The 24,689-nt window shown below is 70.0% G+C and carries 22 protein-coding genes; 20 read left to right on the top strand and 2 right to left on the bottom strand.

What is annotated here, in order from left to right:
- Positions 1–79 precede the first annotated feature (79 nt).
- Complete coding sequence (locus P1K89_RS28610) at positions 80–2,338, top strand: arginine/lysine/ornithine decarboxylase (RefSeq protein ID WP_284619955.1); 2,259 nt, start codon at positions 80–82, stop codon at positions 2,336–2,338.
- 67 nt (positions 2,339–2,405) lie between these two features.
- Here P1K89_RS28610 and fabI read toward each other — a convergent pair whose 3' ends face one another.
- Positions 2,406–3,191, bottom strand: coding sequence for an enoyl-ACP reductase FabI (gene fabI, locus P1K89_RS28605; RefSeq protein WP_284619954.1), 786 nt, complete (start codon positions 3,189–3,191; stop codon positions 2,406–2,408).
- Positions 3,192–3,478: 287 nt separating this feature from the next.
- Between fabI and rimP the strand changes: the two genes are divergently transcribed.
- The 11 genes from rimP (at position 3,479) to rfaD (ending at position 16,410) form a co-directional block, all read left to right on the top strand.
- Positions 3,479–4,078, top strand: a complete 600-nt coding sequence (gene rimP / locus P1K89_RS28600) for a ribosome maturation factor RimP (RefSeq protein ID WP_284619953.1) — start codon at positions 3,479–3,481, stop codon at positions 4,076–4,078.
- Positions 4,078–5,568 (top strand): transcription termination factor NusA, encoded by a 1,491-nt coding sequence (gene nusA, locus P1K89_RS28595; protein ID WP_284619952.1) that lies wholly within the window; start codon positions 4,078–4,080, stop codon positions 5,566–5,568. The genes rimP and nusA overlap by 1 nt, the downstream gene beginning before the upstream one ends.
- 57 nt (positions 5,569–5,625) lie before the next feature.
- Positions 5,626–8,535 (top strand): translation initiation factor IF-2, encoded by a 2,910-nt coding sequence (gene infB, locus P1K89_RS28590; protein WP_284619951.1) that lies wholly within the window; start codon positions 5,626–5,628, stop codon positions 8,533–8,535.
- Positions 8,536–8,626: 91 nt separating this feature from the next.
- Positions 8,627–8,992 carry a 30S ribosome-binding factor RbfA gene (gene rbfA / locus P1K89_RS28585; protein ID WP_284619950.1) on the top strand — a complete coding sequence of 122 codons (366 nt, stop codon included), beginning with the start codon at positions 8,627–8,629 and terminating at the stop codon, positions 8,990–8,992.
- 7 nt (positions 8,993–8,999) lie between these two features.
- Positions 9,000–9,956: a tRNA pseudouridine(55) synthase TruB gene (gene truB / locus P1K89_RS28580; RefSeq protein ID WP_284619949.1), complete on the top strand. Its 957-nt coding sequence runs from the start codon at positions 9,000–9,002 to the stop codon at positions 9,954–9,956.
- A gap of 18 nt (positions 9,957–9,974) precedes the next feature.
- Positions 9,975–11,792, top strand: coding sequence for a translational GTPase TypA (gene typA / locus P1K89_RS28575; protein WP_284619948.1), 1,818 nt, complete (start codon positions 9,975–9,977; stop codon positions 11,790–11,792).
- Positions 11,793–11,959: 167 nt separating this feature from the next.
- Entirely contained in the window at positions 11,960–12,862 is a 903-nt protein-coding gene (locus tag P1K89_RS28570; protein WP_284619947.1) for a DMT family transporter, read from the top strand.
- A 72-nt stretch (positions 12,863–12,934) separates the two neighbouring features.
- Positions 12,935–14,029 (top strand): glycosyltransferase family 9 protein, encoded by a 1,095-nt coding sequence (locus tag P1K89_RS28565; protein ID WP_284619946.1) that lies wholly within the window; start codon positions 12,935–12,937, stop codon positions 14,027–14,029.
- On the top strand, positions 14,026–14,421 hold the full coding sequence (locus P1K89_RS28560) for a VOC family protein (protein WP_284619945.1): 396 nt from the start codon (positions 14,026–14,028) through the stop codon (positions 14,419–14,421). Before P1K89_RS28565 ends, P1K89_RS28560 begins: the two co-directional genes overlap by 4 nt.
- Before the next feature lie 61 nt (positions 14,422–14,482).
- Entirely contained in the window at positions 14,483–15,415 is a 933-nt protein-coding gene (rfaE1, locus tag P1K89_RS28555; RefSeq protein WP_284619944.1) for a D-glycero-beta-D-manno-heptose-7-phosphate kinase, read from the top strand.
- Entirely contained in the window at positions 15,412–16,410 is a 999-nt protein-coding gene (rfaD, locus tag P1K89_RS28550) for an ADP-glyceromanno-heptose 6-epimerase (RefSeq protein WP_284619943.1), read from the top strand. Before rfaE1 ends, rfaD begins: the two co-directional genes overlap by 4 nt.
- 7 nt (positions 16,411–16,417) lie before the next feature.
- On the opposite strand, the gene P1K89_RS28545 is transcribed toward rfaD, so the two are convergent.
- A complete protein-coding gene (locus P1K89_RS28545) occupies positions 16,418–16,984 on the bottom strand; it encodes a D-sedoheptulose 7-phosphate isomerase (protein WP_284619942.1) in 567 nt (188 codons plus the stop codon).
- Positions 16,985–17,032: 48 nt separating this feature from the next.
- Between P1K89_RS28545 and rfaE2 the strand changes: the two genes are divergently transcribed.
- The 8 genes from rfaE2 (at position 17,033) to mtnA (ending at position 24,680) form a co-directional block, all read left to right on the top strand.
- On the top strand, positions 17,033–17,509 hold the full coding sequence (gene rfaE2, locus P1K89_RS28540) for a D-glycero-beta-D-manno-heptose 1-phosphate adenylyltransferase (protein WP_439898046.1): 477 nt from the start codon (positions 17,033–17,035) through the stop codon (positions 17,507–17,509).
- Complete coding sequence (gene gmhB, locus P1K89_RS28535) at positions 17,502–18,074, top strand: D-glycero-beta-D-manno-heptose 1,7-bisphosphate 7-phosphatase (RefSeq protein ID WP_284619941.1); 573 nt, start codon at positions 17,502–17,504, stop codon at positions 18,072–18,074. The genes rfaE2 and gmhB overlap by 8 nt, the downstream gene beginning before the upstream one ends.
- A gap of 47 nt (positions 18,075–18,121) precedes the next feature.
- Positions 18,122–19,843, top strand: coding sequence for a wax ester/triacylglycerol synthase family O-acyltransferase (locus P1K89_RS28530; protein WP_284619940.1), 1,722 nt, complete (start codon positions 18,122–18,124; stop codon positions 19,841–19,843).
- 51 nt (positions 19,844–19,894) lie between these two features.
- Positions 19,895–20,725 carry an esterase/lipase family protein gene (locus P1K89_RS28525; RefSeq protein ID WP_284619939.1) on the top strand — a complete coding sequence of 277 codons (831 nt, stop codon included), beginning with the start codon at positions 19,895–19,897 and terminating at the stop codon, positions 20,723–20,725.
- A 22-nt stretch (positions 20,726–20,747) separates the two neighbouring features.
- Positions 20,748–21,629, top strand: a complete 882-nt coding sequence (locus P1K89_RS28520; protein WP_284619938.1) for an alpha/beta fold hydrolase — start codon at positions 20,748–20,750, stop codon at positions 21,627–21,629.
- Positions 21,630–21,711: 82 nt separating this feature from the next.
- Positions 21,712–22,692, top strand: coding sequence for a tRNA dihydrouridine(20/20a) synthase DusA (dusA, locus tag P1K89_RS28515; RefSeq protein WP_439898052.1), 981 nt, complete (start codon positions 21,712–21,714; stop codon positions 22,690–22,692).
- A gap of 27 nt (positions 22,693–22,719) precedes the next feature.
- Positions 22,720–23,592, top strand: coding sequence for an S-methyl-5'-thioadenosine phosphorylase (locus P1K89_RS28510; protein ID WP_284619936.1), 873 nt, complete (start codon positions 22,720–22,722; stop codon positions 23,590–23,592).
- The gene (gene mtnA / locus P1K89_RS28505; protein WP_284619935.1) at positions 23,589–24,680 is read left to right on the top strand and encodes an S-methyl-5-thioribose-1-phosphate isomerase; all 1,092 of its coding nucleotides are present in this window, start codon (positions 23,589–23,591) and stop codon (positions 24,678–24,680) included. The genes P1K89_RS28510 and mtnA overlap by 4 nt, the downstream gene beginning before the upstream one ends.
- The last annotated feature ends 9 nt before the right edge of the window (positions 24,681–24,689 follow it).

Genomic DNA, 24,689 nt, shown 5'->3' with positions numbered 1-24,689 from the left:
GCTGTCATCGACGCGATGGCAATCGGTCCTACACTTCGCGCTCCCTGGATTTCCCCTCCGCTCCAAAGGAGCCGCGTCGATGCTTCGCTTCCGCTTTCCGATCGTCATCATCGACGAGGACTACCGTTCCGAGAACACCTCCGGCCTGGGCATCCGCGCGCTCGCGCAGGCGATGGAGAAGGAGGGCATGGAGGTCATCGGCGTCACCAGCTACGGTGACCTGTCGCAGTTCGCGCAGCAGCAGAGCCGCGCCTCCGCCTTCATCCTGTCGATCGACGACAACGAGTTCACGCCCGGTCCGGACCTCGACCCGGCGGTGCTGAGCCTGCGCAAGTTCATCCAGGAGATCCGCTTCAAGAACGCGGACATCCCCATCTACATCTACGGCGAGACGCGCACCAGCCAGCACCTGCCGAACGACGTGCTGCGCGAGCTGCACGGCTTCATCCACATGTTCGAGGACACGCCAGAGTTCGTCGCCCGGCACATCATCCGCGAGGCCAAGAGCTACCTCGACGGACTGGCGCCGCCGTTCTTCAAGGCGCTGATGGACTACGCGCAGGACGGCTCGTACTCGTGGCACTGCCCGGGGCACTCCGGCGGCGTGGCGTTCCTGAAGAGCCCGGTGGGCCAGATGTTCCACCAGTTCTTCGGCGAGAACATGCTGCGTGCCGACGTCTGCAACGCGGTCGAGGAGCTCGGCCAGCTGCTCGACCACACCGGCCCGGTCGCGGCGAGCGAGAAGAACGCGGCGCGCATCTTCAACGCCGACCACTGCTTCTTCGTCACCAACGGCACGTCGACGAGCAACAAGATGGTCTGGCACCACACGGTGGCCCCGGGCGACGTGGTGGTGGTGGACCGCAACTGCCACAAGTCGATCCTGCACTCGATCATCATGACCGGCGCGGTGCCGGTGTTCCTGACGCCGACGCGCAACCACTACGGCATCATCGGCCCGATCCCGGAAAGCGAGTTCTCGCCGGAGACGATCCGGCGCAAGATCGCCGCCAACCCGCTGCTGGCCGGGGTCGACCCGAAGAAGGTCAAGCCGCGCATCCTGACGCTGACGCAGAGCACCTACGACGGCGTGCTCTACAACACCGAGACGATCAAGGCCAAGCTGGACGGCTACATCGACACGCTGCACTTCGACGAGGCCTGGCTGCCGCACGCGGCCTTCCACAAGTTCTACGGCGCCTACCACGCGATGGGCAAGGGCCGGCCGCGGCCGAAGGAAGCGATGGTCTACGCGACGCAGAGCACGCACAAGCTGCTCGCCGGCATCAGCCAGGCTTCGCAGGTGCTGGTGCAGGACTCGCAGACCAGGAAGCTCGACTTCCACCTGTTCAACGAGGCGTACCTGATGCACACCTCGACCTCGCCGCAGTACTCGATCATCGCCAGTTGCGATGTCGCCGCGGCGATGATGGAGCCGCCCGGCGGCACCGCGCTGGTCGAGGAAAGCATCGTCGAGGCGATGGACTTCCGTCGCGCGATGCGCAAGGTCGACAAGGACTACGGCAAGGACTGGTGGTTCAAGGTCTGGGGGCCGGACAAGCTGGTCGACGAGGGCATCGGCCGTGCCGATGGCTGGATCCTCAAGGCCAACGAGAAGTGGCACGGCTTCGGCAACCTGGCGTCGGGCTTCAACATGCTCGACCCGATCAAGAGCACGATCATCACCCCGGGCATGGACATGTCCGGCAAGTTCGCCAAGACCGGCATCCCGGCGTCGATCGTCACCAAGTTCCTGGCCGAGCATGGCGTGGTCGTGGAGAAGACCGGCCTGTACTCGTTCTTCATCCTGTTCACCATCGGCATCACCAAGGGCCGCTGGAACACGCTGCTGACCGCGCTGCAGCAGTTCAAGGACGACTACGACCGCAACGCGCCGCTGTGGCGCATCCTGCCGGAGTTCTGCGCCGCGCAGCCGAAGTACGAGCGCATGGGCCTGCGCGACCTCTGCCAGGCGATCCACGAGACCTACGCGAAGGGCGATATCGCGCGGCTGACGACCGACATGTACCTGTCGGACCTGCAGCCGGCGATGAAGCCGAGCGAGGCCTACGCGCGCATCGCGCACCGCGACACCGAGCGGGTGGACATCGACCAGTTGGAAGGCCGCATCACGACCTCGCTGCTGACGCCGTACCCGCCGGGCATCCCGCTGCTGATCCCGGGCGAGCGCTTCAACCGCAAGATCGTCCAGTACCTGCGCTTCACGCGCGAGTTCAACGCCCGCTTCCCGGGCTTCGACACCGACGTTCACGGCCTCGTCGAGGTCGACGACGGCGCCGGCGGGCGCCGCTACGCGGTCGATTGCGTGCGCGACTGAGCCGTCGTCTGCGGCGGCCGGCCCTGGTCGTCGCCTACGGCTTCAGCCCTGGTCGTCGCCTACGGCATCACCCCTGGTCGTCGCCTACGGCGACGTGGCTGAAGCCGCCGTCGACGTACAGGGTCTCCGCGCTGATGCCGCCGGCCAGGTCCGACAGCAGGAACGCGGCGGCGTTGCCGACGTCGTCGATCGTGATCGTGCGGCGGATCGGGGTCGTGCGGGCGAACTCGGTCAGCAGCTTGCCGAAGTCCTTGATGCCCGAGGCCGCCAGCGTCTTTATCGGGCCGGCCGAGATCGCGTTGACGCGCACGCCCCTGGCCCCGAGGCTCTGCGCCAGGAAGCGCACGCTCGATTCGAGCGAGGCCTTGGCCAGGCCCATGGTGTTGTAGTTCGGCACATAGCGCGCGGCGCCCAGGTAGCTCAGCGTCACCAGCGCCGCACCGCTGCGCAGCCTGGGCAGCGCGGCCTTGGCCATCGCCGGGAAGCTGTAGGCCGAGATCTCGTGCGCGATGCGGAAGTTCTCGCGGGAGAGGCCCTCGAGGAAGTCGCCGGCGATGGCCTCGCGCGGCGCGAAGGCGATGGCGTGCACGAAGCCGTCGAAGCTGTCCCAGGCCTCGCCGAGCTGGGCGAACAGGCGCTCGATCTGCGCGTCGTCGGCCACGTCGCACTCGAAGACGAGCTTGGAGCCGAACTCGGCGGCGAACTCCGTGATCCGATCCTTGAAGCGCTCGCCCTGGTAGCTGAAGGCCAGCTCGGCGCCCTCGCGGTGGCAGGCACGGGCGATGCCGTAGGCGATCGAGCGGTTGTTGAGGACCCCGGTGATCAGCAAGCGCTTGCCGGCGAGAAAGCCCATGGAGGATGTCCTGTGTCGTGGTTCTGGGGTCGCGGGCGTGCAGCGCCGCGGGGAGCCCGAAATTCTCGCACGCAGTGCGTCCGGCAGACCCTCAGGCTTGTCGGCACATCTCTTGCGGGCTACAATTAGCGCTTTCGCTGTTGAGCTGAATGGGCGGATTCATCCAGCCCATTTTTTTTGCTCGACCGCGTTTCGTGCGTTGTATCAGCACAGTGGTCAGCGCGGTTTTTTTGGTGCATCTCGTTATCTCAGCGGCAGCAAACCCGAACAGGGCAGATCCGAACACGATGAATTGGCAGGCCACGGTCGAGCGGACCGTCAGCGGCATGGGTTACGAAGTCGTCGACGTCGAACGGTCGGCGGGTGGCTTGCTGCGCGTGACGATCGACCGGCTGCCGGGCCGTGCCTACGATACCGGGCCGGGCGACGTGCTGACGGTCGACGACTGCGAGCTGGTCACGCGCCAGCTGCAGCTGGTGCTGGAGGTCGACGCGGTCGACTACGCGCGCCTCGAGGTGTCCTCGCCGGGCCTGGACCGGCCGCTTCGCAACGAGGCCGACTACGAGCGCTTCGCCGGCAGCGAGGTCGAGGTGACGCTGCGCCAGCCCTTCCAGAACCGCAAGAAGTGGCGCGGCACGCTCGAGCGCCGCGACGACGCCGGCTGGCGCCTGGTGCTGCCGCCGCCGGCACCGCTGTCGAAGACGGCTGCGAAGGCCGCGGCCAAAGCCGCCGCCGGGGCCTCAGCGCCGGCGCAACCCACCGAACAAGCTTTCGAATTTGCACTCGACGAAGTGCGTGAGGCGCGTCTCGTGCCGGTGATCGACTTCAAGGGTCGTCGCCGCACCGAGGACACCGTGCCCCAGGAGAACGACGGAGGTCAGGACTGATGAACCGCGAAATGTTGATGCTGGTCGATGCCATCTCTCGCGAAAAGAGCGTGGACCGCGATGTCGTGTTCGGCGCGGTCGAAGCGGCGCTCGCTCAGGCGACGAAGAAGCTGCACGGCGGCGAGGTGGACATTCGCGTGTCGGTCGACCGGGAAACCGGCGAGTACGAGACTTTCCGCCGCTGGCACGTCGTGCCGGACGAGGCCGGCCTGCAGCTGCCCGATTCCGAGATCCTGCTGTTCGAGGCCAAGGAGCAGATTTCCGACATCGAGGTCGACGACCACATCGAGGAGCCGATCGAGTCGGTGCCGATCGGTCGCATCGGCGCGATGGCTGCCAAGCAGGTGATCCTGCAGAAGATCCGCGACGCCGAACGCGAGACGCTGCTGAACGACTTCCTGTCGCGCGGCGACAAGATCTTCGTCGGCACGGTCAAGCGCCTGGACAAGGGTGACCTCATCGTCGAGTCGGGCCGCGTCGAAGGCCGCCTGAAGCGCAACGAGATGATCCCGAAGGAGAACCTGCGCACGGGCGACCGGGTGCGGGCCTATATCGCCGGCATCGACCCGACCGCGCGCGGCCCGCAGATCATGCTGTCGCGCTCGTCGCCCGACTTCATGAAGGAGCTCTTCGCGCAGGAAGTGCCCGAGATGGAGCAGGGCCTGCTCGAGATCAAGAGCTGTGCCCGCGACGCCGGCTCGCGCGCGAAGATCGCCGTCGTCTCGCACGACAAGCGCGTCGATCCCATCGGCACCTGCGTCGGCGTGCGCGGTTCGCGTGTCAACGCGGTGACCAACGAGCTCGCCGGCGAACGTGTCGACATCGTGCTGTGGTCGGACGACCCGGCGCAGTTCGTCATCGGTGCGCTGGCGCCGGCCAACGTGCAGTCCATCGTCGTCGACGAGGAGAAGCACGCGATGGACGTGGTCGTCGACGAGGAAAACCTCGCGATCGCCATCGGCCGCGGCGGCCAGAACGTCCGCCTGGCGTCCGAGCTCACCGGCTGGCGCATCAACATCATGACGGCCGAGGAGTCGCACGCCAAGCAGGCGCAGGAGAGCGACTCGATCCGCAAGCTCTTCGTCGAGAAGCTCGACGTCGACGAGGAAGTCGCCGATATCCTGATTTCCGAAGGCTTCACCAGCCTCGAGGAAGTGGCCTACGTGCCGCTGCAGGAGATGCTGGAGATGGAATCCTTCGACGAGGACACCATCACCGAGCTGCGCACGCGCGCCAAGGATGCGCTGCTGACGATGGAGATCGCGCACGAGGAGTCGGTCGAGGAGGTCTCGCAGGACCTGCGCGACCTGCAGTTCGACGGCCGGGGCCTGACGCCCGAGCTCATCGGCAAGCTGGCCGATGGCGGCGTGCACACCCGCGACGACCTGGCCGACCTGGCCGTCGACGAGCTGGTGGAGATGACCGCGCTCGACGAGACGGCCGCCAAGGCCCTGATCATGAAGGCACGGGAGCACTGGTTCACGGCGTGATGCGCCCTCTGAATCACCCCTGATGACCGCACCGAAGTCCAAGCAAGGAACCCGCCAATGGCCGTGACCACCGTCGCCCAGTTCGCAGCCGAGCTGAACCGTCCTGCCGGGACGCTGCTCGAGCAGCTGCAGTCTGCCGGTGTCGCGAAGAAGTCGCCCGACGACGCGCTCACCGAAGCCGACAAGGAGCGCCTGCTCGACTACTTGCGCACCGCCCACGGCACCGCCGGCGGCGATCGCAAGAAGATCACGCTGACGCGCAAGTCGACCAGCGAGATCAAGCAGGCCGACGCCTCCGGCAAGGCCCGCACGATCCAGGTCGAGGTGCGCAAGAAGCGCGTCTTCGTCAAGCGCGACGACCTGCCGGCCGAAGCCCCCGCCACGCCGCAGGCCGACGAGGCCGAGCTGCAGCGCCGCGAGGAAGAAGCGCGCGCGCAAGCCGAGGCGCTGCGCCGCCAGGCCGAGGAGCTCGCCGCCGAACAGGCGCGTCGCGAGGAAGCAGAACGCCAGGCCCGCGAGGCCGCCGAAGCCGCGGCCAGGGCCGCCGCCGAAGCCGCGGCGCGCGAAGCGGCCGAAGCCGCGGCGAAGGCTGCCGAGGCGGCTGCCGCCGCGGCGATCGAGAAGGCCGCGACGACGCCGTCGTCCGACAAGGCGCCCGCCGCCGACAAGGCGCCGGCCGCCGAGAAGGCCGCCGCCCCGGTGGCCGCGCCCGCGCCGGCCGCCGCGAAGCCTGCGGCGCCGCCGCCCGATGCCCCGAAGCCGGGCCTGCGGGTCGTCAAGGCCGGGACCGACGAGGCCGTGGAGAAGCAGCGCCTGGTCGATCTGGAGAAGCGTCGCAAGGCTGCCGAGGCCGAGGCCGCCGCGATCCGCGCGATGATGAACGCGCCGAAGAAGGTGCTGACCGCGAAGAAGCCGGAAGAAGCCAAGCCGGCCGCCGCGAAGGAAGGCATCACCGGCACGATCCACAAGCCCAAGGCCGCTCCGGGCGCTGCCGCGCCGGCTGGCGCCGGTGCGAAGCCGGGCGACAAGAAGTCGGTCAAGTCCGAGAAGCTGTCGTCGAGCTGGGCTGACGACGCGGCGAAGAAGCGCGCTGCGCTGAAGGGCCGCACCGATTCCAGCGCCGGGCGTGCCGGCTGGCGTGCACCTCGCGGTGGCCGTCGCGGCGACCGCGGCGACGACGCGCCGAGCTACAACGCGCCGAGCGAACCCGTCATCCAGGAGGTTCACATCCCCGAGACCATCAGCGTCGCCGACCTGGCGCACAAGATGAGCGTCAAGGCCAGCGAGGTCATCAAGCAGCTGATGAAGCTGGGCCAGATGGTGACGATCAACCAGCAGCTGGACCAGGAGACGGCGATGATCGTCGTCGAGGAAATGGGCCACAAGGCGCTGGCTGCGAAGCTGGACGATCCGGAAGCCTTTCTCGTCGAAGAGCACGCCACGACCGAAGCAGAGCTGCAGCCGCGTGCGCCGGTGGTCACCATCATGGGTCACGTCGACCATGGCAAGACCTCGCTGCTCGACTACATCCGCCGCACCCGCGTCGCGGCCGGCGAAGCGGGCGGCATCACGCAGCACATCGGCGCCTACCACGTCGAGACGCCGCGCGGCACGATCACCTTCCTCGACACCCCGGGCCACGCCGCGTTCACCGCGATGCGTGCCCGCGGCGCCAACGCCACCGACATCGTGATCCTGGTGGTCGCGGCGGACGACGGCGTGATGCCGCAGACCAAGGAAGCCATCCACCACGCGAAGTCGGCCAAGGTGCCGATCGTCGTGGCGATGAACAAGATCGACAAGCCGGAAGCCAACGTCGAGCGCCTGAAGGGCGAGCTGGTCGCCGAGCAGGTGGTGCCGGAAGACTTCGGTGGCGATTCGCCGTTCGTGGCGGTGTCGGCCAAGACCGGCCAGGGCGTCGACGACCTGCTCGAGCAGGTGCTGCTGCAGGCCGAAGTGCTGGAGTTGACCGCACCGGTCGATGCCCCGGCCAAGGGCCTGGTGATCGAAGCCAAGCTCGACAAGGGCCGCGGTCCGGTCGCCACGGTGCTGGTGCAGTCGGGCACGCTCAAGCGCGGCGACGTCGTGCTGGCGGGCTCGAGCTACGGCCGCGTGCGCGCGATGCTCGACGAAGACGGCAAGACGATCCAGGAAGCCGGTCCGTCGATCCCGGTCGAGATCCAGGGCCTGACCGAGGTCCCGCAGGCCGGTGACGAGTTCATGGTGCTGACCGACGAGCGCCGCGCCCGCGAGGTCGCGACCTTCCGCCAGGGCAAGTACCGCGAGGTCACGCTGAACAAGCGCCAGGCCGCCAAGCTCGAGAACATGTTCGACAACATGGGCGAGGGCCAGGCACAGACGCTGGCGCTGATCATCAAGGCCGACGTGCAGGGTTCGCAGGAAGCGCTGGCGCAGTCGCTGGTCAAGCTGTCGACCGACGAGGTCAAGGTGCAGATCGTGCACGCGGCGGTCGGCGGCATCAGCGAGAGCGACGTCAACCTGGCGATCGCGTCGAAGGCCGTCATCATCGGCTTCAACGTGCGTGCCGACGCCGGTGCGCGCAAGCTCGCCGAGGGCAACGACGTCGACCTGCGCTACTACAACATCATCTACGACGCGGTCGACGAGGTGAAGGCGGCGATGTCCGGCATGCTGGCGCCGGAGCAGCGCGAAGAGGTCATCGGCTCGGCCGAGATCCGCACCGTCTTCGTCGCGTCGAAGATCGGCACGGTCGCCGGCTGCATGGTCACCAACGGCGTCGTGCGCCGCAACGCGCGCTTCCGACTGCTGCGCGACAACGTGGTCGTCTACACGGGCGACATCGAGTCGGTCAAGCGCATGAAGGACGACGTGCGGGAGGTCAACGAAGGCTTCGAGTGCGGTATCAAGCTCAAGAACTTCAACGACATCAAGGAAGGCGACCAGCTCGAGATCTTCGAGGTCAAGGAAGTCGCCCGAACCCTCTAAGGCGGCTGCCGCTCCATACGCGGACCCCGCCTTCCCAAAAGAAGGCGGGGTTTGTGTTTGAGGGGGCCGCAACGGACCATGGAGCACCGACATGCGCCACAAGAAATCGATTCCCAACCGCAGCTTCCGCGTCGCCGACCAGATCCAGCGTGATCTGGCCGAGCTGATCCGCGAGCTGAAGGATCCGCGCATCGGCATGGTCACGCTCAACAGCGTCGACGTGTCGGCGGACTACGCGCATGCCAAGGTCTACTTCTCGGTGCTGGTCGGCAGCCCCGACGAGTGCCAGGACGGCCTGAACGAGGCCGCCGGCTACCTGCGCAACGGCCTCTTCAAGCGCCTGCAGATCCATACCGTGCCGACCTTGCACTTCCAGTTCGATCGCACGACCGAGCATGCGGCCGAGCTGTCGGCCTTGATCAACAAGGCCAACGCGACACGCGCGAAGGAAGACTGAGGCCGCGATGACTCGCCCGACGCGCCAGCGCCAGGTACGCCGTGCCCTGCACGGTGTGCTGCTGCTCGACAAGCCGCTGGGCTGGACGAGCAACGACGCCTTGCAGAAGGCGAAGTGGCTGCTGCGCGCGGAAAAGGGCGGCCATACCGGCACGCTGGACCCGCTGGCCACGGGGCTGCTGCCGCTGTGCTTCGGCGCCGCGACCAAGTTCTCGCAGGTCAGCCTCGATGCCGACAAGGCCTACCGCGCGACCATCACGCTCGGCGAGCGCCGCTCGACCGGCGACCTCGAAGGCGAGGTGTTCGAGACCCGGCCGGTGAACGTCGACCGCTCGGGCGTCGACGCCGCGTGCGCGCGCTTCATCGGCACCATCGACCAGCTGCCGCCGATGCACTCGGCGGTCAAGAAGGACGGCAAGGCGCTGTACGAGTACGCGCGTGCGGGCGTCGAGATCGAGCGCACGCCGCGCCGGATCACGATTCACTCGCTCGACATCGTCGCGTGGCACGATCGCACGCTGGTGATCGACGTGCGCTGCAGCAAGGGCACCTACATCCGCACGCTCGCCGAGGACATCGGCGAGGCGCTGGGCTGCGGCGCGCACCTGGCGGCGCTGCGGCGCACCGGCACCGGCGGCTTGGCGCTCGCCGACGCCGTGACGATCGAGCAGCTCGAAGCGATGACCGAGGACCAACGCATCGAGCGACTGCTGCCGCCCGACGCGCTGCTGGCCGACTGGCCGAGCCTGGTGCTCGACGCCGACGAGGCCGGCCGCTTCCTGTCCGGCCTGCGCCGGCGCGTGAAGCACGCGGACGCGCCGGAAGTGCGCGTCTACGGCCCCGAACCCGGCGCCTTTCTCGGCAGCGCCCACATCACCGCCGGCGAGCTGATCGCCGATCGCCTGCTCAGCCCGCCCGAAGTGCAGGCGCTGCTGCAGCATGCCCCGCAGCCCGCCGCGGCCTGAATTCCCAAAGAGACGACCATGAGCCCACAGATCCGCAACATCGCCATCATCGCGCACGTCGACCATGGCAAGACCACGCTGGTCGACCAGCTGCTGCGCCAGAGCGGCACCTTCCGCGACAACCAGCAGATCGCCGAACGGGTCATGGACTCGAACGACCTCGAGCGCGAGCGCGGCATCACCATCCTCGCGAAGAACTGCGCGGTGACGTGGAAGGGCACGCACGTCAACATCGTGGACACCCCGGGCCACGCCGACTTCGGCGGCGAGGTCGAGCGCGTGCTGTCGATGGTCGACAGCGTGCTGCTGCTGGTCGACGCGGTCGAAGGGCCGATGCCGCAGACCCGCTTCGTGACGAAGAAGGCGCTGGCGCTGGGCCTGAAGCCCATCGTCGTGGTCAACAAGGTCGACCGCCCCGGCGCGCGCTGCGACTACGTGATCAACGCCACCTTCGACCTCTTCGACAAGCTGGGCGCCACCGAGGAGCAGCTGGACTTCCCGGTGATCTACGCCTCGGGCCTGAACGGCTGGGCGACGCTGAACGCCGGCGAGGTCGGCACCGACCTCGCGCCGCTGTTCGACGCCGTGCTCGAGCACGTGCCCCCGCACGAGGGCGACGAGAACGCGCCGCTGCAGCTGCAGATCTGCTCGCTGGACTATTCCAGCTACGTCGGCCGCATCGGCATCGGCCGCATCAACCAGGGCACGCTGAAGCCGCTGACCGACGTCGCCGTCTGCGAAGGCCCCGACAGCACGCCGCGCAAGGCGCGCATCAACCAGGTGCTGACCTTCGAAGGCCTGGAGCGCCGCCAGACCGAGAGCGCCGGCCCCGGCGACATCGTGCTGATCAACGGCATCGAGGACATCGGCATCGGCGTGACGATCACCAGCCTGGACAACCCGCAGCCGCTGCCGATGCTGCAGGTCGACGAGCCGACGCTGACGATGAACTTCTGCGTCAACACCTCGCCGCTGGCCGGCCGCGAGGGCAAGTTCGTCACCAGCCGCCAGATCTGGGACCGCCTGCAGCGCGAGCTGCAGAGCAACGTCGCGCTGCGCGTGAAGGAAACCGACGAAGACGGCATCTTCGAGGTCTCCGGCCGCGGCGAGCTGCACCTGACCATCCTGCTCGAGAACATGCGCCGCGAGGGCTACGAGCTGGCCGTCAGCAAGCCGCGCGTGGTGTTCCATGAGGTGAACGGCGAGCGCCACGAGCCGATCGAGCTGGTCACCGCCGACATCGAGGACCAGCACCAGGGCGGCGTGATGCAGGCGTTGGGCGAGCGCAAGGGCGAGCTGGTCAACATGGAGACCGACGGCAACGGTCGCGTGCGCCTGGAGTACCGCATCCCGGCACGCGGCCTGATCGGTTTCTCGAACGAGTTCATGAACCTGACGCGCGGCACGGGCCTGATCAGCAACATCTTCGACGGCTACGAGGCCTACAAGGGAGAGATCGAAGGCCGCAAGAACGGCGTGCTGATCAGCATGGACGACGGCGAGATCTTCACCTACGCGCTCGGCAAGCTCGACGACCGGGGCCGCATGTTCGTGCGCCCGGGCGACCCGGTGTACGAGGGCCTGATCATCGGCATCCACAGCCGGGACAACGACCTCGTCGTCAACGCCACGCGCACCAAGCAGCTGACCAACTTCCGCGTCAGCGGCAAGGAAGACGCGATCAAGATCACGCCGCCGATCGAGCTGACGCTGGAGTACGCGGTCGAGTTCATCGCCGACGACGAACTGGTCGAGATCACGCCGAAGAGCATTCGGATTCGCAAGCGGTTCCTCAAGGAGCACGAGCGCAAGCGGGCCCAGCGCGAGGCTGCTTGAAGCAGCCCCGCGTCGCGCACGCTCCCGTTTCACGGTGAACGCTCCGCGACGGCCGCTGCGCGCCCGGCCATGCGCACTGCGCATCAGACCGATGCGGCGATCTCACGCGTGCCGGCGCTCGCCAGCACCTAGGATGGTCGGTTTTCGTGCACTGAGCTGAAGATCCCATGAGTCATTCGCGCGCGGTGGGCCTGATGGTGCTGGTGACGCTGATGTGGAGCATCGCCGGCGTGGTCACGCGCCACCTCGACTCGGCGCGCAGCTTCGAGGTCACGTTCTGGCGCAGCCTCTTCAATGCGCTGGCGCTGGTGATCGCGCTGTCGGTGATGCAGGGGCCCGCGCTGTGGCGCGGCATCGCCCGCGCGCGCTGGCCGCTGTGGGCCTCCGGACTGTGCTGGGCGGTGATGTACACCAACTTCATGGTGGCGATCACGCTGACGACCGTCGCGACGGTGCTGGTGACGATGTCGATCGCGCCGCTGGTGACCGCGCTGTTCGCACGCCTGTTCCTGCAGCACCGGCTGCCCACACGCACCTGGGCCGCGATCGGCGTCGCCGGCCTGGGCATCGCCTGGATGTTCGGCCGCCAGGCGCTCGAAGGCGGTTCGTCGCTGACCGGCATCCTGGTCGCGCTGGGCGTGCCGCTGGCCGGCGCGACGAACTGGACACTGCTGCAGTACATCCACCAGCGCCACAAGACCGATCCGGGCTTCGACGAGCCGGACATGTTGCCGGCGGTGCTGATCGGCGCGCTGCTGTCGGCCGCGGTGACCTTGCCGCTGGCCTGGCCGCTGTCGGCAACCACGCACGACCTGTCGCTGCTCGGCCTGCTCGGCGTCGTGCAGCTGGCGATCCCGTGCCTGCTGTCGGTGCGCCTCGCCCGCGTGCTGCCGGCGGCGGAGATCTCGCTGCTGGCGCTGCTGGAGGTGATCTTCGGCGTGCTGCTGGCCTGGGTCGGTGCCGGCGAAGCCCCGGGGCCGACCACGCTGCTCGGTGGCGCGCTGGTGATCGGTGCGCTGCTGGCGAACGAAGCGCTCGGCCTGCGCCAGCGCCGGCTCGCCGCCGCCTGATCCGGACCGCGGGCCGTCCCGGCGCCCGCTGAAGCCCGCCCCGCGCCGCGCGGGCTGGTACGCTCGCGCGGCATGCCCGAGCCGCTCGCCGATCTCCACGACCCGCAGACCCGGGACCCCGATGCCCCGGTGGTCGTGCGCTTCGCCGCCGTCGGCGACGTCGTGCTGCTGACGGTGCTGCTGAACGCGCTGGCCGCGCGGTATGGGCGGCCGGTGCACCTGCTGTCGTCCGGCGAATGGACGCCGGTGCTGCTGGGCCACGACCCGGCGGTGTCGGAGCTGCGACTCGTCGCCAGCCGCCGCTCGCCGCACTGGCTGACGCCCTCGCGCTGGAGCGCGCTGCGCTGGCTGCGCGCGCACCGCGGGCCGGTGTACCTCTGCGACCCCGACATCTACGGTGAACGCATCCTCGCGCGCGCCGGCATCCCCGAAGGCCGCCTCGTGCGCGCCTGGCAGTACTGGCCCGGCGACGGCATCCACTGGGCCGACTGGTGGCTGCAGATCGCGCAGCGGGATGCGCCCGCTGTGCCGGGCCCGGCCCGCGAGGCCGGCGTGCCGGCACGGCCGCGGCTCGTGGTGCCCGCGTCATGGCACGAGGACGCCGCACGCTGGCTGAACGCGCAGGGGCTCGACGGCCGGCCGCTCGTGCTGGTGCAGCCCGGGCACAAGAAGACGCACAAGCGCGGCCGCCTCGGCACCGAGGCGCATGACAAGCACTGGCCGGCCGAACGCTGGGCGGCGGTGATCCGCGGCGTGCTCGACGAGCTGCCGGGCGCCGCGGTGCTGGTCTGCGGATCGGCCCGCGAAGCAGGTCTGGCGCAGGAGATCGTCGATGCCGCGGCCGTGCCGGCGTCGCACGGCCTGGTGGTCAACATCGCCGCGCGCCAGCCGACGCTGCAGCGCCTGGCCGCCTTGGCCGCGCGGGCGGACGGCATGATCTCGGTCGATACCGGTCCCGCCCACGTGGCCGGCGCGATGGACTGCCCGCTCGTCGTGCTCTACGGCCAGGCCGGCTGGGGCCGCTGGAAGCCTCGATCGGCCAGCGGCCGGGTGATCACGCTGGGTCCGCGCGAGCCGACCCCGGCCGCGAAGGTGATGGACCTGTCGCCCGCCCAGGTGCTGGCCGCCTGGCGACGGGTGCGGCGCGCCGAGGAGGCGACGGCATGACGCTGGCCACCGTCGCGCTGCTGGTCGCCGACTACGACGAGGCGATCCGCTTCTTCACCACCGCGCTGCGCTTCGAGCTCGTCGAGGACACGCCGATGGGCCCGGCCAAGCGCTGGGTGGTCGTGCGTCCGCGTGGCACCGTGGCCGGTCCCGGCGCCGCGCTGCTGCTGGCGCGGGCCGCCACGACGGAACAGCAGGCGGCTGTCGGGCGCCAGTGGGGCGGCCGGGTCGGGCTGTTCCTGCACAGCGATGATTTCGCCGCCGACCACGCGCACATGGTCGCGCACGGCGTGCGCTTCGTCGAGGCGCCACGCGCCGAACCCTACGGCACCGTGGCGGTGTTCGAGGACCTGCACGGCAACCGCTGGGACCTGCTGCAGCCGCGCGCCTAGCGCATGACAATGCGGGCCCGGGCCCGCCATCGCCCGTCACGCTGCCGATGAACCGCCGCCGATGATCCGTCCCGACCGTTCCCGCCTCGAACAAGCCCGCGTGCTGGTCGTCGGCGATGCGATGCTCGACCGCTACTGGTTCGGCGCCGTCGATCGCATCTCGCCCGAGGCGCCGGTGCCGGTGGTGCTGGTCGAGCGCGAGGAAGAACGCCTGGGCGGCGCGGCCAACGTCGCGCTGAACGTCAAGCAGCTCGGCGCCCGGGTCACGCTGATGACGGTGATCGGCGACGACGAGCCGGCGCAGTCGCTGCGGCGCATGCTCGAACGCGACGGCATCCCCAGCCTTCTCGGCCGCGATGCCTCGCTGCGCACCATCGTCAAGCTCAGGGTCGTCGGCCGCTCGCAGCAGCTGCTGCGCGTCGACTTCGAGAGCCGCCCCGCGCACGAGGTGCTGGCGCAACTGCTCGGCAACTTCGAACAGGTGCTGCCGCAGCACGATGCGGTGCTGTTCTCCGACTACGGCAAGGGCGGCCTCGCACACATCGGCCGCATGATCGAGCTGGCCCGCGCGGCCGGCAAGCCGGTGCTGGTCGACCCGAAGGGCCACGACTACACGCGTTATGCCGGCGCCACGGTGATCACGCCGAATCGCGCCGAGCTCGCCCAGGCGATGGGCCCGTGGCGCGACGAAGCGGCGCTGGCGGCGGCCGCGCAGCGCCTGCGTGCCGAACTGGCCCTGCAGGCGCTGCTGGTGACGCGCGCGGAGGAGGGCATGTCGCTCTTCGACGCCGCCGGGACGCTGCACGTGCCGGCGCACGCGCGACAGGTCTTCGACGTCACCGGCGCCGGCGACACGGTGATCGCGACGCTGGCCGCGATGCTGGCCGCCGGCCTGCCGCTGCGCGACGCGGTGCCGATCGCCAACCGGGCCGCCGGCATCGTCGTCAGCCGCTTCGGCACTGCGGCAGTGCGCTACGAGGAGCTGTTCGAATGAAAGTGATCGTCACCGGGGCGGCCGGCATGATCGGCAGCCGCCTGATGCTGGGGCTCAACGACGCCGGCATCGATCACATCATCGCGGTCGACGACCTGCGCGACGGCTCGAAGTTCCGCAACCTGCGGGACGCTCGTTTTGCAGACTACTTCGACCGCGACGAGTTCTACGCCCGCTTCGCGCGCGGCGACTTCGGACGCGTCGACGCGGTGTTCCACGAAGGCGCCTGCTCCGACACGATGGAGCACGACGGCCGCCTGATGATGGCGCTGAACTACCGCTGCACCAAGGACCTGCTCGATGCCTGCCAGCGCCAGGGCACGCGGCTGATCTACGCGTCGTCGGCCGCGGTCTACGGCGGCAGCGAGGTCTTCCGCGAGGACCCGGCCTGCGAGCGGCCGCTGAACGTCTACGGCTACTCCAAGCTGCTGGCCGACCAGGTGGTGCGGCGTCTGCTCGCGCAGGCCTCGGCCCAGGTGGTCGGCCTGCGCTACTTCAACGTCTACGGCCCGCACGAACAGCACAAGGGCCGCATGGCCTCGGTGGCCTTCCACCATGCCCACCAGTTCCGCGCCGACGGTCGCGTCAGGCTGTTCGATGCCTATGGCGGCTACGGGCCGGGCGAACACGCGCGCGACTTCGTCTTCGTCGACGACGTGGTGGTGGTGAACCTGTGGTTCCTCGCGCACCCGCAAGCCAGCGGGATCTTCAACGTCGGCAGCGGCCGCGCGCAGCCCTTCAACGACGTGGCGGCCGCGGTGGTGAATGCCGAGCGGGTCCGCGCCGGTGCACCGGCGCTGCCGTTGCCGCAGCTGGTCGCCGAAGGGCTGGTCGAGTACATCGACTTCCCCGCCGCGCTGGTCGGCAAGTACCAGTGCTTCACGCAGGCCGACCTCACGGCCCTGCGTGCGGCCGGCTGCGATCACGTCTTCGCCGACGTGGCCACGGGCGTCCGGCGTTATGCCGACTGGCTCGCCGCGCAGCCGGCCGCCTGATCCACCGCTACAGCTTCAGCAGCGCCTCGACCTCCGCGCACAGCACGTGGCCGAGGAAGATGTGCGCTTCCTGGATGCGCGCGGTCACCTCGTCCGGCACCACCAGCGGTACGTCGCACAGCGCGGCGATCGTGCCGCCGTCATGGCCCAGGAAGCCGACCGTCGCCAGGCCGAGCTCGCGCGCCGCCTGCATCGCGCGCCGGACGTTCGGCGAGCGGCCGGAGGTCGAGATGCCGACCACCACGTCGCCCGGCCGGCCGTGGGCGCGCAGCGGGCGCTCGAAGACCTGGTCGAAGCCGTAGTCGTTGCCGATCGCTGTCAGCGCCGAGCTGTCGGTGCTCAGCGCGATCGCCGGCAGCGGGCGGCGCTCGGCGACGAAGCGGCCGACGAACTCGCTGGCCAGGTGCTGGCTGTCGGCCGCCGAGCCGCCATTGCCGCAGAACAGCAGCTTGCCGCCGCGCGACAGGCTGTCCGCACAGATGGCCGCCGCGCGCTGCAGGGCCGGGCCGAGCGTGTCGAGCCGGTCGAACAACGCACGGTGCGCCGCCAGGTGATCGCTGAAGGTTAGACTCAATTCGCCCTCGTGCGGCAACGGACTGATCCGCCGCGATGGGCCAGCATTGTGCCGGCCGACGACTCCCTCCGACTGATTCCCAGCGCCCGCGCGCGTGCGCGCACCGACTGGCCGCGTCCGCTGGTCTTCACCAACGGCGTGTTCGACGTGCTGCACCGCGGGCACGTGCAGTACCTGGCCGCCGCGCGGGAACTGGGCGCCGCGCTGATCGTCGCGGTCAACAGCGACGTCTCGGCGCGTGGCCTCGGCAAGGGACCGGACCGGCCGCTGAACGATGAACACGACCGCGCGGCGGTGATCGCCGCGCTGCGCTGCGTCGACTTCGTCACCTGGTTCGACGAGCCGACGCCCTGCGAGCTGCTCGAGGCGATCCGCCCCGACGTCTACGTCAAGGGCGGCGACTATCACATCGAGGCGCTGCCCGAGACCGCGCTGATGCGCCGCTGGGGCGGCCGATCGCTGGCGCTTCCGTTCGTCGACGGCTACTCGACGACGCGGCTGGTCGAGCGCATCCGCCGTGGCTGATTCGTCGCCCGGCGCGCGCGCCGTCTTCCTGGACCGCGACGGCGTGATCAACGTCGAGCGCGACTACCTCTACCGCGTCGAGGACTTCGAGTTCCTGCCCGGCGTGCCACAGGCCCTGCGGCAGTTGCAGGCGGCCGGCTGGAAGCTGGTGGTCGTGACCAACCAGAGCGGCATCGCGCGCGGCTACTACGGCGAGGCGGACTACGAGCGGCTGACCGCCCACATGCGCGACGCGCTGCAGGACCATGGCGTGGTGCTCGACGCGGTGCTGCGCTGCCCGCACCTGCCGGACGCGGCGATCGCCGAGTACCGCCGGCTCTGCGACTGCCGCAAGCCGGCACCCGGCATGCTGCTGCGGGCGGCGGCCGCGCTGCACCTCGACCTGCCCGCATCGGTGGTGGTCGGCGACAAGGGCTCGGACCTCGAAGCCGGGCGCGCGGCCGGTGTCGGGCGCTGCCTGCTGGTGCGCAGCGGCCACCCGCCGACGGACCGGGACGTCGCGCTCGCCGACGGGGTGCACGACGACCTGGCCCGTGCAGCCGCGGCGATCCTGCAACACGCCTAGGGTTCCCCCGCGCCGTGGCCGCGTCGGCGCCCCTCTAGCATCAGGCCATGAAACGCCTGTCCGGCCTCGACGCCTCCTTCCTGTTCCTGGAAACGCCCGAGATGCCGATGCATGTCGGCGCGCTCAACGTCTTCGAGCTGCCACCGGGCTTCAAGGGCAAGTTCGTCACGGCGCTGCGCCGCCACATGGCCGAGCGGCTGCCGCTGGCGCCGGCGCTGCGGCGGCGGCTGTGGTGGGCGCCGCTGAACCTGGCGAACCCGGTCTGGGTCGACGCCGAGCCGGACCTGAACGAGCACATCGTCGAATACAAGCTGCCCAAGAGCGCGAAGCAGGGCGACGGCCGCGCGGCGCTGGAGGCGGCGGTCGGCGAGCTGCATCCGCGGCTGCTCGACCGCAAGCGGCCGCTGTGGAAGTTCTGGGTGCTCGAAGGGCTGGGCCCGTCGGCCGACGGCCGCAAGCGCGTCGGCCTCTACTCGCAGCTGCACCATGCGGCGGTCGACGGCCAGGCCGCGGTCGCGCTGGGGCAGGTGATCCTCGACCTGGTGCCGACCGGTCGCGACCTCGACATCAAGCCCAGCAAGCGCGAGAAGGTGTTCCGCCTCGGCGTGCCCAAGATGCTGCGCGGCGTGCTGGCGAACGAGGCGATGCAGGTCGCCAGCATCGTCAAGGCGCTGCCTGACACCGTCGGCACGCTGGCCAGCGCCGCCGGCGTCGTGCTGCAGCAGAGTCAGCTGCTCGGCGGCCGCAAGAAGGGCGCCAAGGTGGCCAACGTGACGCTGGCGCCGCGCACCGTGCTGAACCAGTCGGTCACCGCCGGCCGGGCCTTCGCCGCGGTGACGGTGCCGCTGGCCGAGCTGAAGGCCATCGGCCGCGCCAACGACGCGACGCTCAACGACATGGTGCTGCTGATCTGTGCCACTGCCTTGCGGCGTTATTTCCAGCAACGCGGCACGCTGCCGCGCAAGTCGCTGATCGCCGCGGTGCCGATCTCGCTGCGCGAGAAGGGCGACACCACCCCGGACAACCAGGCCTCGATGAGCCTGATCAGCCTGGGCACGCACATCTCGGACCTGCGCAAGCGCCTGGCGCACGTGAAGTCCGCGACCGCGGCGATGAAGACGACGATGGGCAGCCTGAAGAGCATCCTGCCGACCGACTTCCCGTCGATCGGCGCGCCGTGGCTGATCGAGGCCGCCACCGCGCTGTACGGCAAGGCGCGCCTGGCCGAGAAGATCCCGCAGGTGGCCAACGTCACGATCAGCAACGTGCCGGGGCCGCCGGTGCCGCTGTACATGGCCGGCGCGCGCATGCTGTCGAACTTCCCGACGTCGATCGTCGTGCACGGCATCGCGCTGAACATCACGGTGCACAGCTACGAGGACCGCATGGACTTCGGCGTGATGGCCGACGCGCAGGCGATGCCCGACGTGCGCCAGCTGGGCAATGCGATGGAGGTCGCCTTCGACGACCTGCGCGCGCTGGCGCCGAAGGCACCGGCCCCGCCGCCCGGCGTCACCGAGACCGGCCGCGCGGTGCTGGGCCAGGCGCGAAAGCGTCTCGCCGGGGTCGTCAGCGACGCGGTGAACACGGTGTCGAAGGCGCTGCCGGGCGCGGCGCGTGGGGTTGTCGGCACCGTGGTCGGCCAGGCGATGCAGACGGCCGCCCGCACGGCGACGAAAACGGCCACCCGCGCGGCGCTGGACACTGTCGCTCGTGTGACACGGCCACCTAGGGCAAGCGCTCCATCGAAGGCCAGGCGGCCCCGATAAGATCGTACGAATCCGGGTGGTTGGGAACCCGGCGAGAACTAGACGATCCGCATGGCCCTGAATCGCCGACGCAAGCCCGCCGGCCCGCCGCCGCCCGGCGTGGACCTGCTGCAGCCGCCCGGTGCGCTGCTGCTGATGCTCGAAGCCCGCGCGCCCTGGGAATGGGCCGCGATGATCGCCGCCGCACCCTGGCTGCGCCAGCTGCCGCGCGGCGACGGCCACCCGGTGCTGGTCTTCCCCGGGCTCGGCGCCACCGACATCACCACCGCGCCGCTGCGCACCTTTCTCGAGGACCGCGGCTACGTGCCGTACCCGTGGAAGCAGGGCTTCAACTTCGGCCCGCGCAACGGCGTGCTCGAGGCCCTGCGCGAACAGCTGCGCCATGTGGCCGAACGCCACCAGTGCCGCGTCAGCCTGCTCGGCTGGAGCCTGGGCGGCGTCTATGCGCGCGAGCTGGCCAAGGAGTTCCCTGAGCGCGCACGCTGCGTCATCACGCTGGGCTCGCCCTTCGCCGGTCACCCGCGCGCCACCAACGCCTGGCGCTTCTACGAGATGGTCAGCGGCCAGAGCGTCGAGCACAACGACGAGCTGATCTCGCAGCTGCGGGTGCCGCCGTCGGTGCCGACCACGTCGATCTACAGCAAGACCGACGGCGTCGTCGCCTGGCAGTGCAGCATCAATCCCGACGAGCCGCACACCGAGAACATCGAGGTGCACGCCAGCCACATCGGCATGGGCATGAACCCGCTGGCGCTGTACGCCATCGCCGACCGGCTGGCGCAGGACCCCGCGCGCTGGGAGCGTTTCGACCTGCGCGGCGCACGCCGCTGGTTCTACAAGACCACGCACCAGTCGCCGATGCAGGCGGCCAGCCGCTTCTAGCGTGTAAAGGGAGCGTCCCGCGATGCGTGTATTCGCCAACGGCCTGGAGTTCGAGGTCGACGACCAGGGTCCGCCGAACGGAGAAGCGCTGCTGCTGATCATGGGCCTGGGCATGCAGCTGATCGCCTGGCCCGACGAGCTGGTGACCGACCTGGTCGGCCGCGGCTTCCGCGTGATCCGCTTCGACAACCGCGACATCGGGCTCAGCTCGCACCTCGATCACCTGGGCGTGCCGAACCTCATGGGCGCCGCGCTGCGCCACACGCTGCACCTGAAGGTGCACGCGCCCTACACCGTGCAGGCGATGGCCGAGGACGCGCTCGGCGTGCTCGATGCGCTGGGCATCGCGCGGGCGCATGTCTGCGGCGCCTCGATGGGCGGCATGATCGCGCAGCACCTGGCGGCCAGGCACCCGCAGCGCGTGTCCAGCTTGACGCTGCTGATGACCAGTTCCGGCGCGCGTGGCCTGCCGCAGCCGAGCTGGGCGGTGCGCCAGGCGATGATGTCGCGTCCCGACGGCAGCGGCCTGGCGGCAACGGTCGCGCACTACGAGCGCCTGTTCCAGGTCATCGGCAGCCCCGGCTACCGGCCCGACCCGGTCGCGCTGCGCCAGCGCCTGGAACGCAGCGTGCGGCGTTCGTACCACCCGGCCGGCGTGGTGCGCCAGATGGTGGCCATCGCCGCCGACGGCGACCGCTCGGCGATGCTGAAGCAGATCCAGGCGCCGACGCACGTGATCCACGGCGAGGCCGACCCGCTGATCCCCGTCGGCGCGGCGCACGATCTGCTGCGCAAGATCGCCGGCGCCAGCCGCGACCTGATCCCCGGCATGGGCCACGACCTGCCGGCACCGCTGCTGCCGCGGCTGGCGGCGGGCATGGCGATGAACGCGGCGAGGGCGTGAGGCGGGCTGGGATAATTCGGGGGTGAACCCGAGCCCCGAACCGCAAGCCGATGTCAGCCCCTGGCGCCTGTCCGTCGCGCCGATGATGGACTGGACGGACCGGCATTGCCGCTTCTTCCACCGCCTGATCACGCAGCGCACGCGCCTGTACACCGAGATGGTCACCACCGGCGCGCTGCTGCATGGCGACGTGCCGCGGCACCTGGACTTCAATGCCGAGGAGCATCCGCTGGCGCTGCAGCTCGGCGGCAGCGAGCCGGCGGACCTGGCGGCCAGCGCGAAGCTGGCCGAGCGCTGGGGCTACGACGAGGTGAACCTGAACTGCGGCTGCCCGAGCGAACGGGTGCAGCGCGGCGCCTTCGGGGCCTGCCTGATGGCAGAAGGCGAGCTGGTGCGCGATTGCGTGAAGGCGATGCGCGACGCGGTGCCGGGCCTGCCGGTGACGGTGAAGCACCGCATCGGCATCGACCGCGAGGAGTCCTACGAGTTCGTGCGCGACTTCGTCGGCACGGTCGCCGAGGGCGGTTGCACGGTGTTCATCGTGCATGCGCGCAACGCCTGGCTGCAGGGGCTGTCGCCCAAGGAGAACCGCGAGATCCCGCCGCTGCGCTACGAGATCGTGCACCGCCTGAAGCGCGAGTTCCCGCAGTTCACGATCGTGCTCAACGGCGGCGTCGATGACAACGCGGTGGTCGCGCGCGAGCTGCGGCTGATCGACGGCGTGATGCTGGGCCGCGAGGCGTACCACAACCCGGCGCTGATGGCCGGCTGGGACGTGCACTTCCTCGGCGCGCCGGGCGTGGCGCCCGAGGCCGACGACGCCTGGCGCGAGGATCTCGAAGACCGCATGGCCGCGTACATGGAACGTCAGCGTGCCGAACGTGGCGTGCCGTGGCCGCACGTGATGCGCCACGTGCTCGGCCTGTGGAACGGCCGTCCCGGCGCGCGCCGCTGGCGCCAGGTGCTGAGCGACCATCGCCTGAAGGAGCGGCCGGTGGCCGAGGTGCTGCGCCTGGCTCGGGCGGCACGGCTCGGTGAACGCCGCGAAGTCCAGCCGGCCTGAACGATCTTCGACTCGAAAGGAGCGTGCATGCTCGGCATCATCGGCGGCAGCGGCATCTACGAACTCGCCGGCCTGCAGGACACCGCATGGGTGAGCGTCGATACGCCCTGGGGTGCGCCATCGGACCAGCTCTTCACCGGCACCTTGCCGACCCCCCGGGGGCCGGCGAAGCTCGCCTTCCTGCCGCGCCATGGGCGCGGGCACCGCATCCCGCCGTCGGAGGTCAACTACCGCGCCAACATCGCCGCCCTGAAGCACCTGGGTGTCACCGACGTGCTGTCGCTCAGTGCGGTGGGCAGCCTGCGCGCGGACCTGCCGCCGGGCCACTTCGTTCTGGTCGACCAGTTCATCGACCGCACGACCGCCCGCGCGAAGAGCTTCTTCGGCAGCGGCCTCGTCGCGCACGTGTCGATGGCGCATCCGGTGTGCGGCCGGCTTGGCGACCATCTGCAACAGGCGTTGGGAACACTGGACATCGCCGCCACTCGCGGCGGCACCTACCTGGCGATGGAAGGGCCGCAGTTCAGCACGCTGGCCGAGTCGCGCCTGTACCGTTCGTGGAATGCAGACGTGATCGGCATGACCAACTGGCCCGAGGCGGCGCTCGCCCGCGAGGCCGAACTCTGTTACGCCTCGGTGGCCATGGTCACCGACTTCGATTGCTGGCACCCGCAGCATGACGCGGTGACCGTCGACGCCATCATCCGCGTGCTGCTGTCGAACGCCGACAAGGGGCGCTCGCTCGTCGCGCGCGTCGCCGAAGCGGCGTGCCACGATGCCGGCGCCGCGGCCTGCGCGTGCCGGCGTTCGCTGGACCATGCGCTGATCACCGCGCCGGCCGCACGCGATCCGGCGGTGGTCGAGCGCTTGAAGTTCATCGCCGGGAGGCTGCTCGGATGATCGTCGCCGGCCAAGCCCGCCGCACGATCTGGCCGGCCGCCGAGGCCGATGCGGTCTACGTCATCGACCAGCGCAGCCTGCCGCACCACTGGCAGGAACTGCGGCTGACCGACATCGCCGAGGTGCACCAGGCGATCCGCGCGATGGCCGTGCGCGGCGCGCCGCTGATCGGCGCGACAGCCGCCTATGGCCTGGCGCTGCAGTGCCGCCACGAGGCCACGGACGCCGCGCTGCAGGCGGCCAAGGCCTTCCTCGACGGTGCCCGGCCGACCGCGGTGAACCTGGCCTGGGCGACGCAGCGGATGATCGATCGCCTGGCAACCGTCCCGGTGGAGGCGCGCTGCGATGCCGCCTGGGCCGAAGCCGGCGCGATCGCCGACGAGGACGTCGCGGCCAACGAGGCGATCGGCGAACATGGCTTGGCGCTGCTGCGCGAGATCGCCGCGAAGAAGCCGGCAGGCGCACCGCTGCAGGTGCTGACGCACTGCAACGCCGGCTGGCTGGCGACGGTCGACTGGGGAACGGCGCTGGCGCCGGTCTACAAGGCGCAGGCCGCCGGCCTGGCGGTGCATGTGTGGGTCGACGAGACGCGGCCGCGCAACCAGGGGGCCAGCCTGACGGCCTGGGAGCTCGGCCAGCAGGGCGTGCCGTTCACGCTGGTGGCCGACAACGCCGGCGGGCACCTGATGCAGCGCGGCCAGGTCGATCTGGTGATCGTCGGCGCCGACCGTGTCGCGGCCAACGGCGACGTGTGCAACAAGATCGGCACCTACCTGAAGGCGCTGGCGGCGCACGACAACGGAGTGCCCTTCCATGTCGCGATGCCGCTGTCGACCTTCGACGCCGCGCTCGCCGACGGCGTGGCCGGCATCCCGATCGAAGAACGCGACGCGCGCGAGCTGACGCACGTGGCCGGCCTGGACGGGAAGGGCGAGCTGGTCGAGGTGCAGTTGGCGCCCGCGGGCTGTCCGGCGGCCAACCCGGCGTTCGACGTGACGCCGGCGCGGCTGGTGAGCGGGCTGATCACCGAACGCGGCCGATGCCGGGCCGAAGCCGGCGCGCTGCGATCGATCAGCGGCGCTGCCTAGCCCTAGCGC

Origin of the sequence: Aquabacterium humicola (assembly GCF_030167915.1) — a bacterium.
GTDB lineage: Bacteria > Pseudomonadota > Gammaproteobacteria > Burkholderiales > Burkholderiaceae_C > Pseudaquabacterium > Pseudaquabacterium humicola.
This window is presented reverse-complemented; position numbering and strand designations above follow the sequence as displayed.

What these genes read in the sequence shown, in the direction of transcription:
- infB (WP_284619951.1), top strand. Translation starts at nt 5,626, where the DNA reads ATGGCCGTGACCACCGTCGCCCAGTTCGCAGCCGAGCTGAACCGTCCT.
- P1K89_RS28510 (WP_284619936.1), top strand. Translation starts at nt 22,720, where the DNA reads ATGCTCGGCATCATCGGCGGCAGCGGCATCTACGAACTCGCCGGCCTG.
- mtnA (WP_284619935.1), top strand. Translation starts at nt 23,589, where the DNA reads ATGATCGTCGCCGGCCAAGCCCGCCGCACGATCTGGCCGGCCGCCGAG.
- rfaD (WP_284619943.1), top strand. Translation starts at nt 15,412, where the DNA reads ATGAAAGTGATCGTCACCGGGGCGGCCGGCATGATCGGCAGCCGCCTG.
- P1K89_RS28525 (WP_284619939.1), top strand. Translation starts at nt 19,895, where the DNA reads ATGGCCCTGAATCGCCGACGCAAGCCCGCCGGCCCGCCGCCGCCCGGC.
- P1K89_RS28560 (WP_284619945.1), top strand. Translation starts at nt 14,026, where the DNA reads ATGACGCTGGCCACCGTCGCGCTGCTGGTCGCCGACTACGACGAGGCG.
- typA (WP_284619948.1), top strand. Translation starts at nt 9,975, where the DNA reads ATGAGCCCACAGATCCGCAACATCGCCATCATCGCGCACGTCGACCAT.
- P1K89_RS28530 (WP_284619940.1), top strand. Translation starts at nt 18,122, where the DNA reads ATGAAACGCCTGTCCGGCCTCGACGCCTCCTTCCTGTTCCTGGAAACG.
- nusA (WP_284619952.1), top strand. Translation starts at nt 4,078, where the DNA reads ATGAACCGCGAAATGTTGATGCTGGTCGATGCCATCTCTCGCGAAAAG.
- P1K89_RS28565 (WP_284619946.1), top strand. Translation starts at nt 12,935, where the DNA reads ATGCCCGAGCCGCTCGCCGATCTCCACGACCCGCAGACCCGGGACCCC.
- truB (WP_284619949.1), top strand. Translation starts at nt 9,000, where the DNA reads ATGACTCGCCCGACGCGCCAGCGCCAGGTACGCCGTGCCCTGCACGGT.
- P1K89_RS28520 (WP_284619938.1), top strand. Translation starts at nt 20,748, where the DNA reads ATGCGTGTATTCGCCAACGGCCTGGAGTTCGAGGTCGACGACCAGGGT.
- dusA (WP_439898052.1), top strand. Translation starts at nt 21,712, where the DNA reads ATGATGGACTGGACGGACCGGCATTGCCGCTTCTTCCACCGCCTGATC.
- rimP (WP_284619953.1), top strand. Translation starts at nt 3,479, where the DNA reads ATGAATTGGCAGGCCACGGTCGAGCGGACCGTCAGCGGCATGGGTTAC.
- fabI (WP_284619954.1), bottom strand. Translation starts at nt 3,191, where the DNA reads ATGGGCTTTCTCGCCGGCAAGCGCTTGCTGATCACCGGGGTCCTCAAC.
- rfaE1 (WP_284619944.1), top strand. Translation starts at nt 14,483, where the DNA reads ATGATCCGTCCCGACCGTTCCCGCCTCGAACAAGCCCGCGTGCTGGTC.
- P1K89_RS28570 (WP_284619947.1), top strand. Translation starts at nt 11,960, where the DNA reads ATGAGTCATTCGCGCGCGGTGGGCCTGATGGTGCTGGTGACGCTGATG.
- P1K89_RS28610 (WP_284619955.1), top strand. Translation starts at nt 80, where the DNA reads ATGCTTCGCTTCCGCTTTCCGATCGTCATCATCGACGAGGACTACCGT.
- rbfA (WP_284619950.1), top strand. Translation starts at nt 8,627, where the DNA reads ATGCGCCACAAGAAATCGATTCCCAACCGCAGCTTCCGCGTCGCCGAC.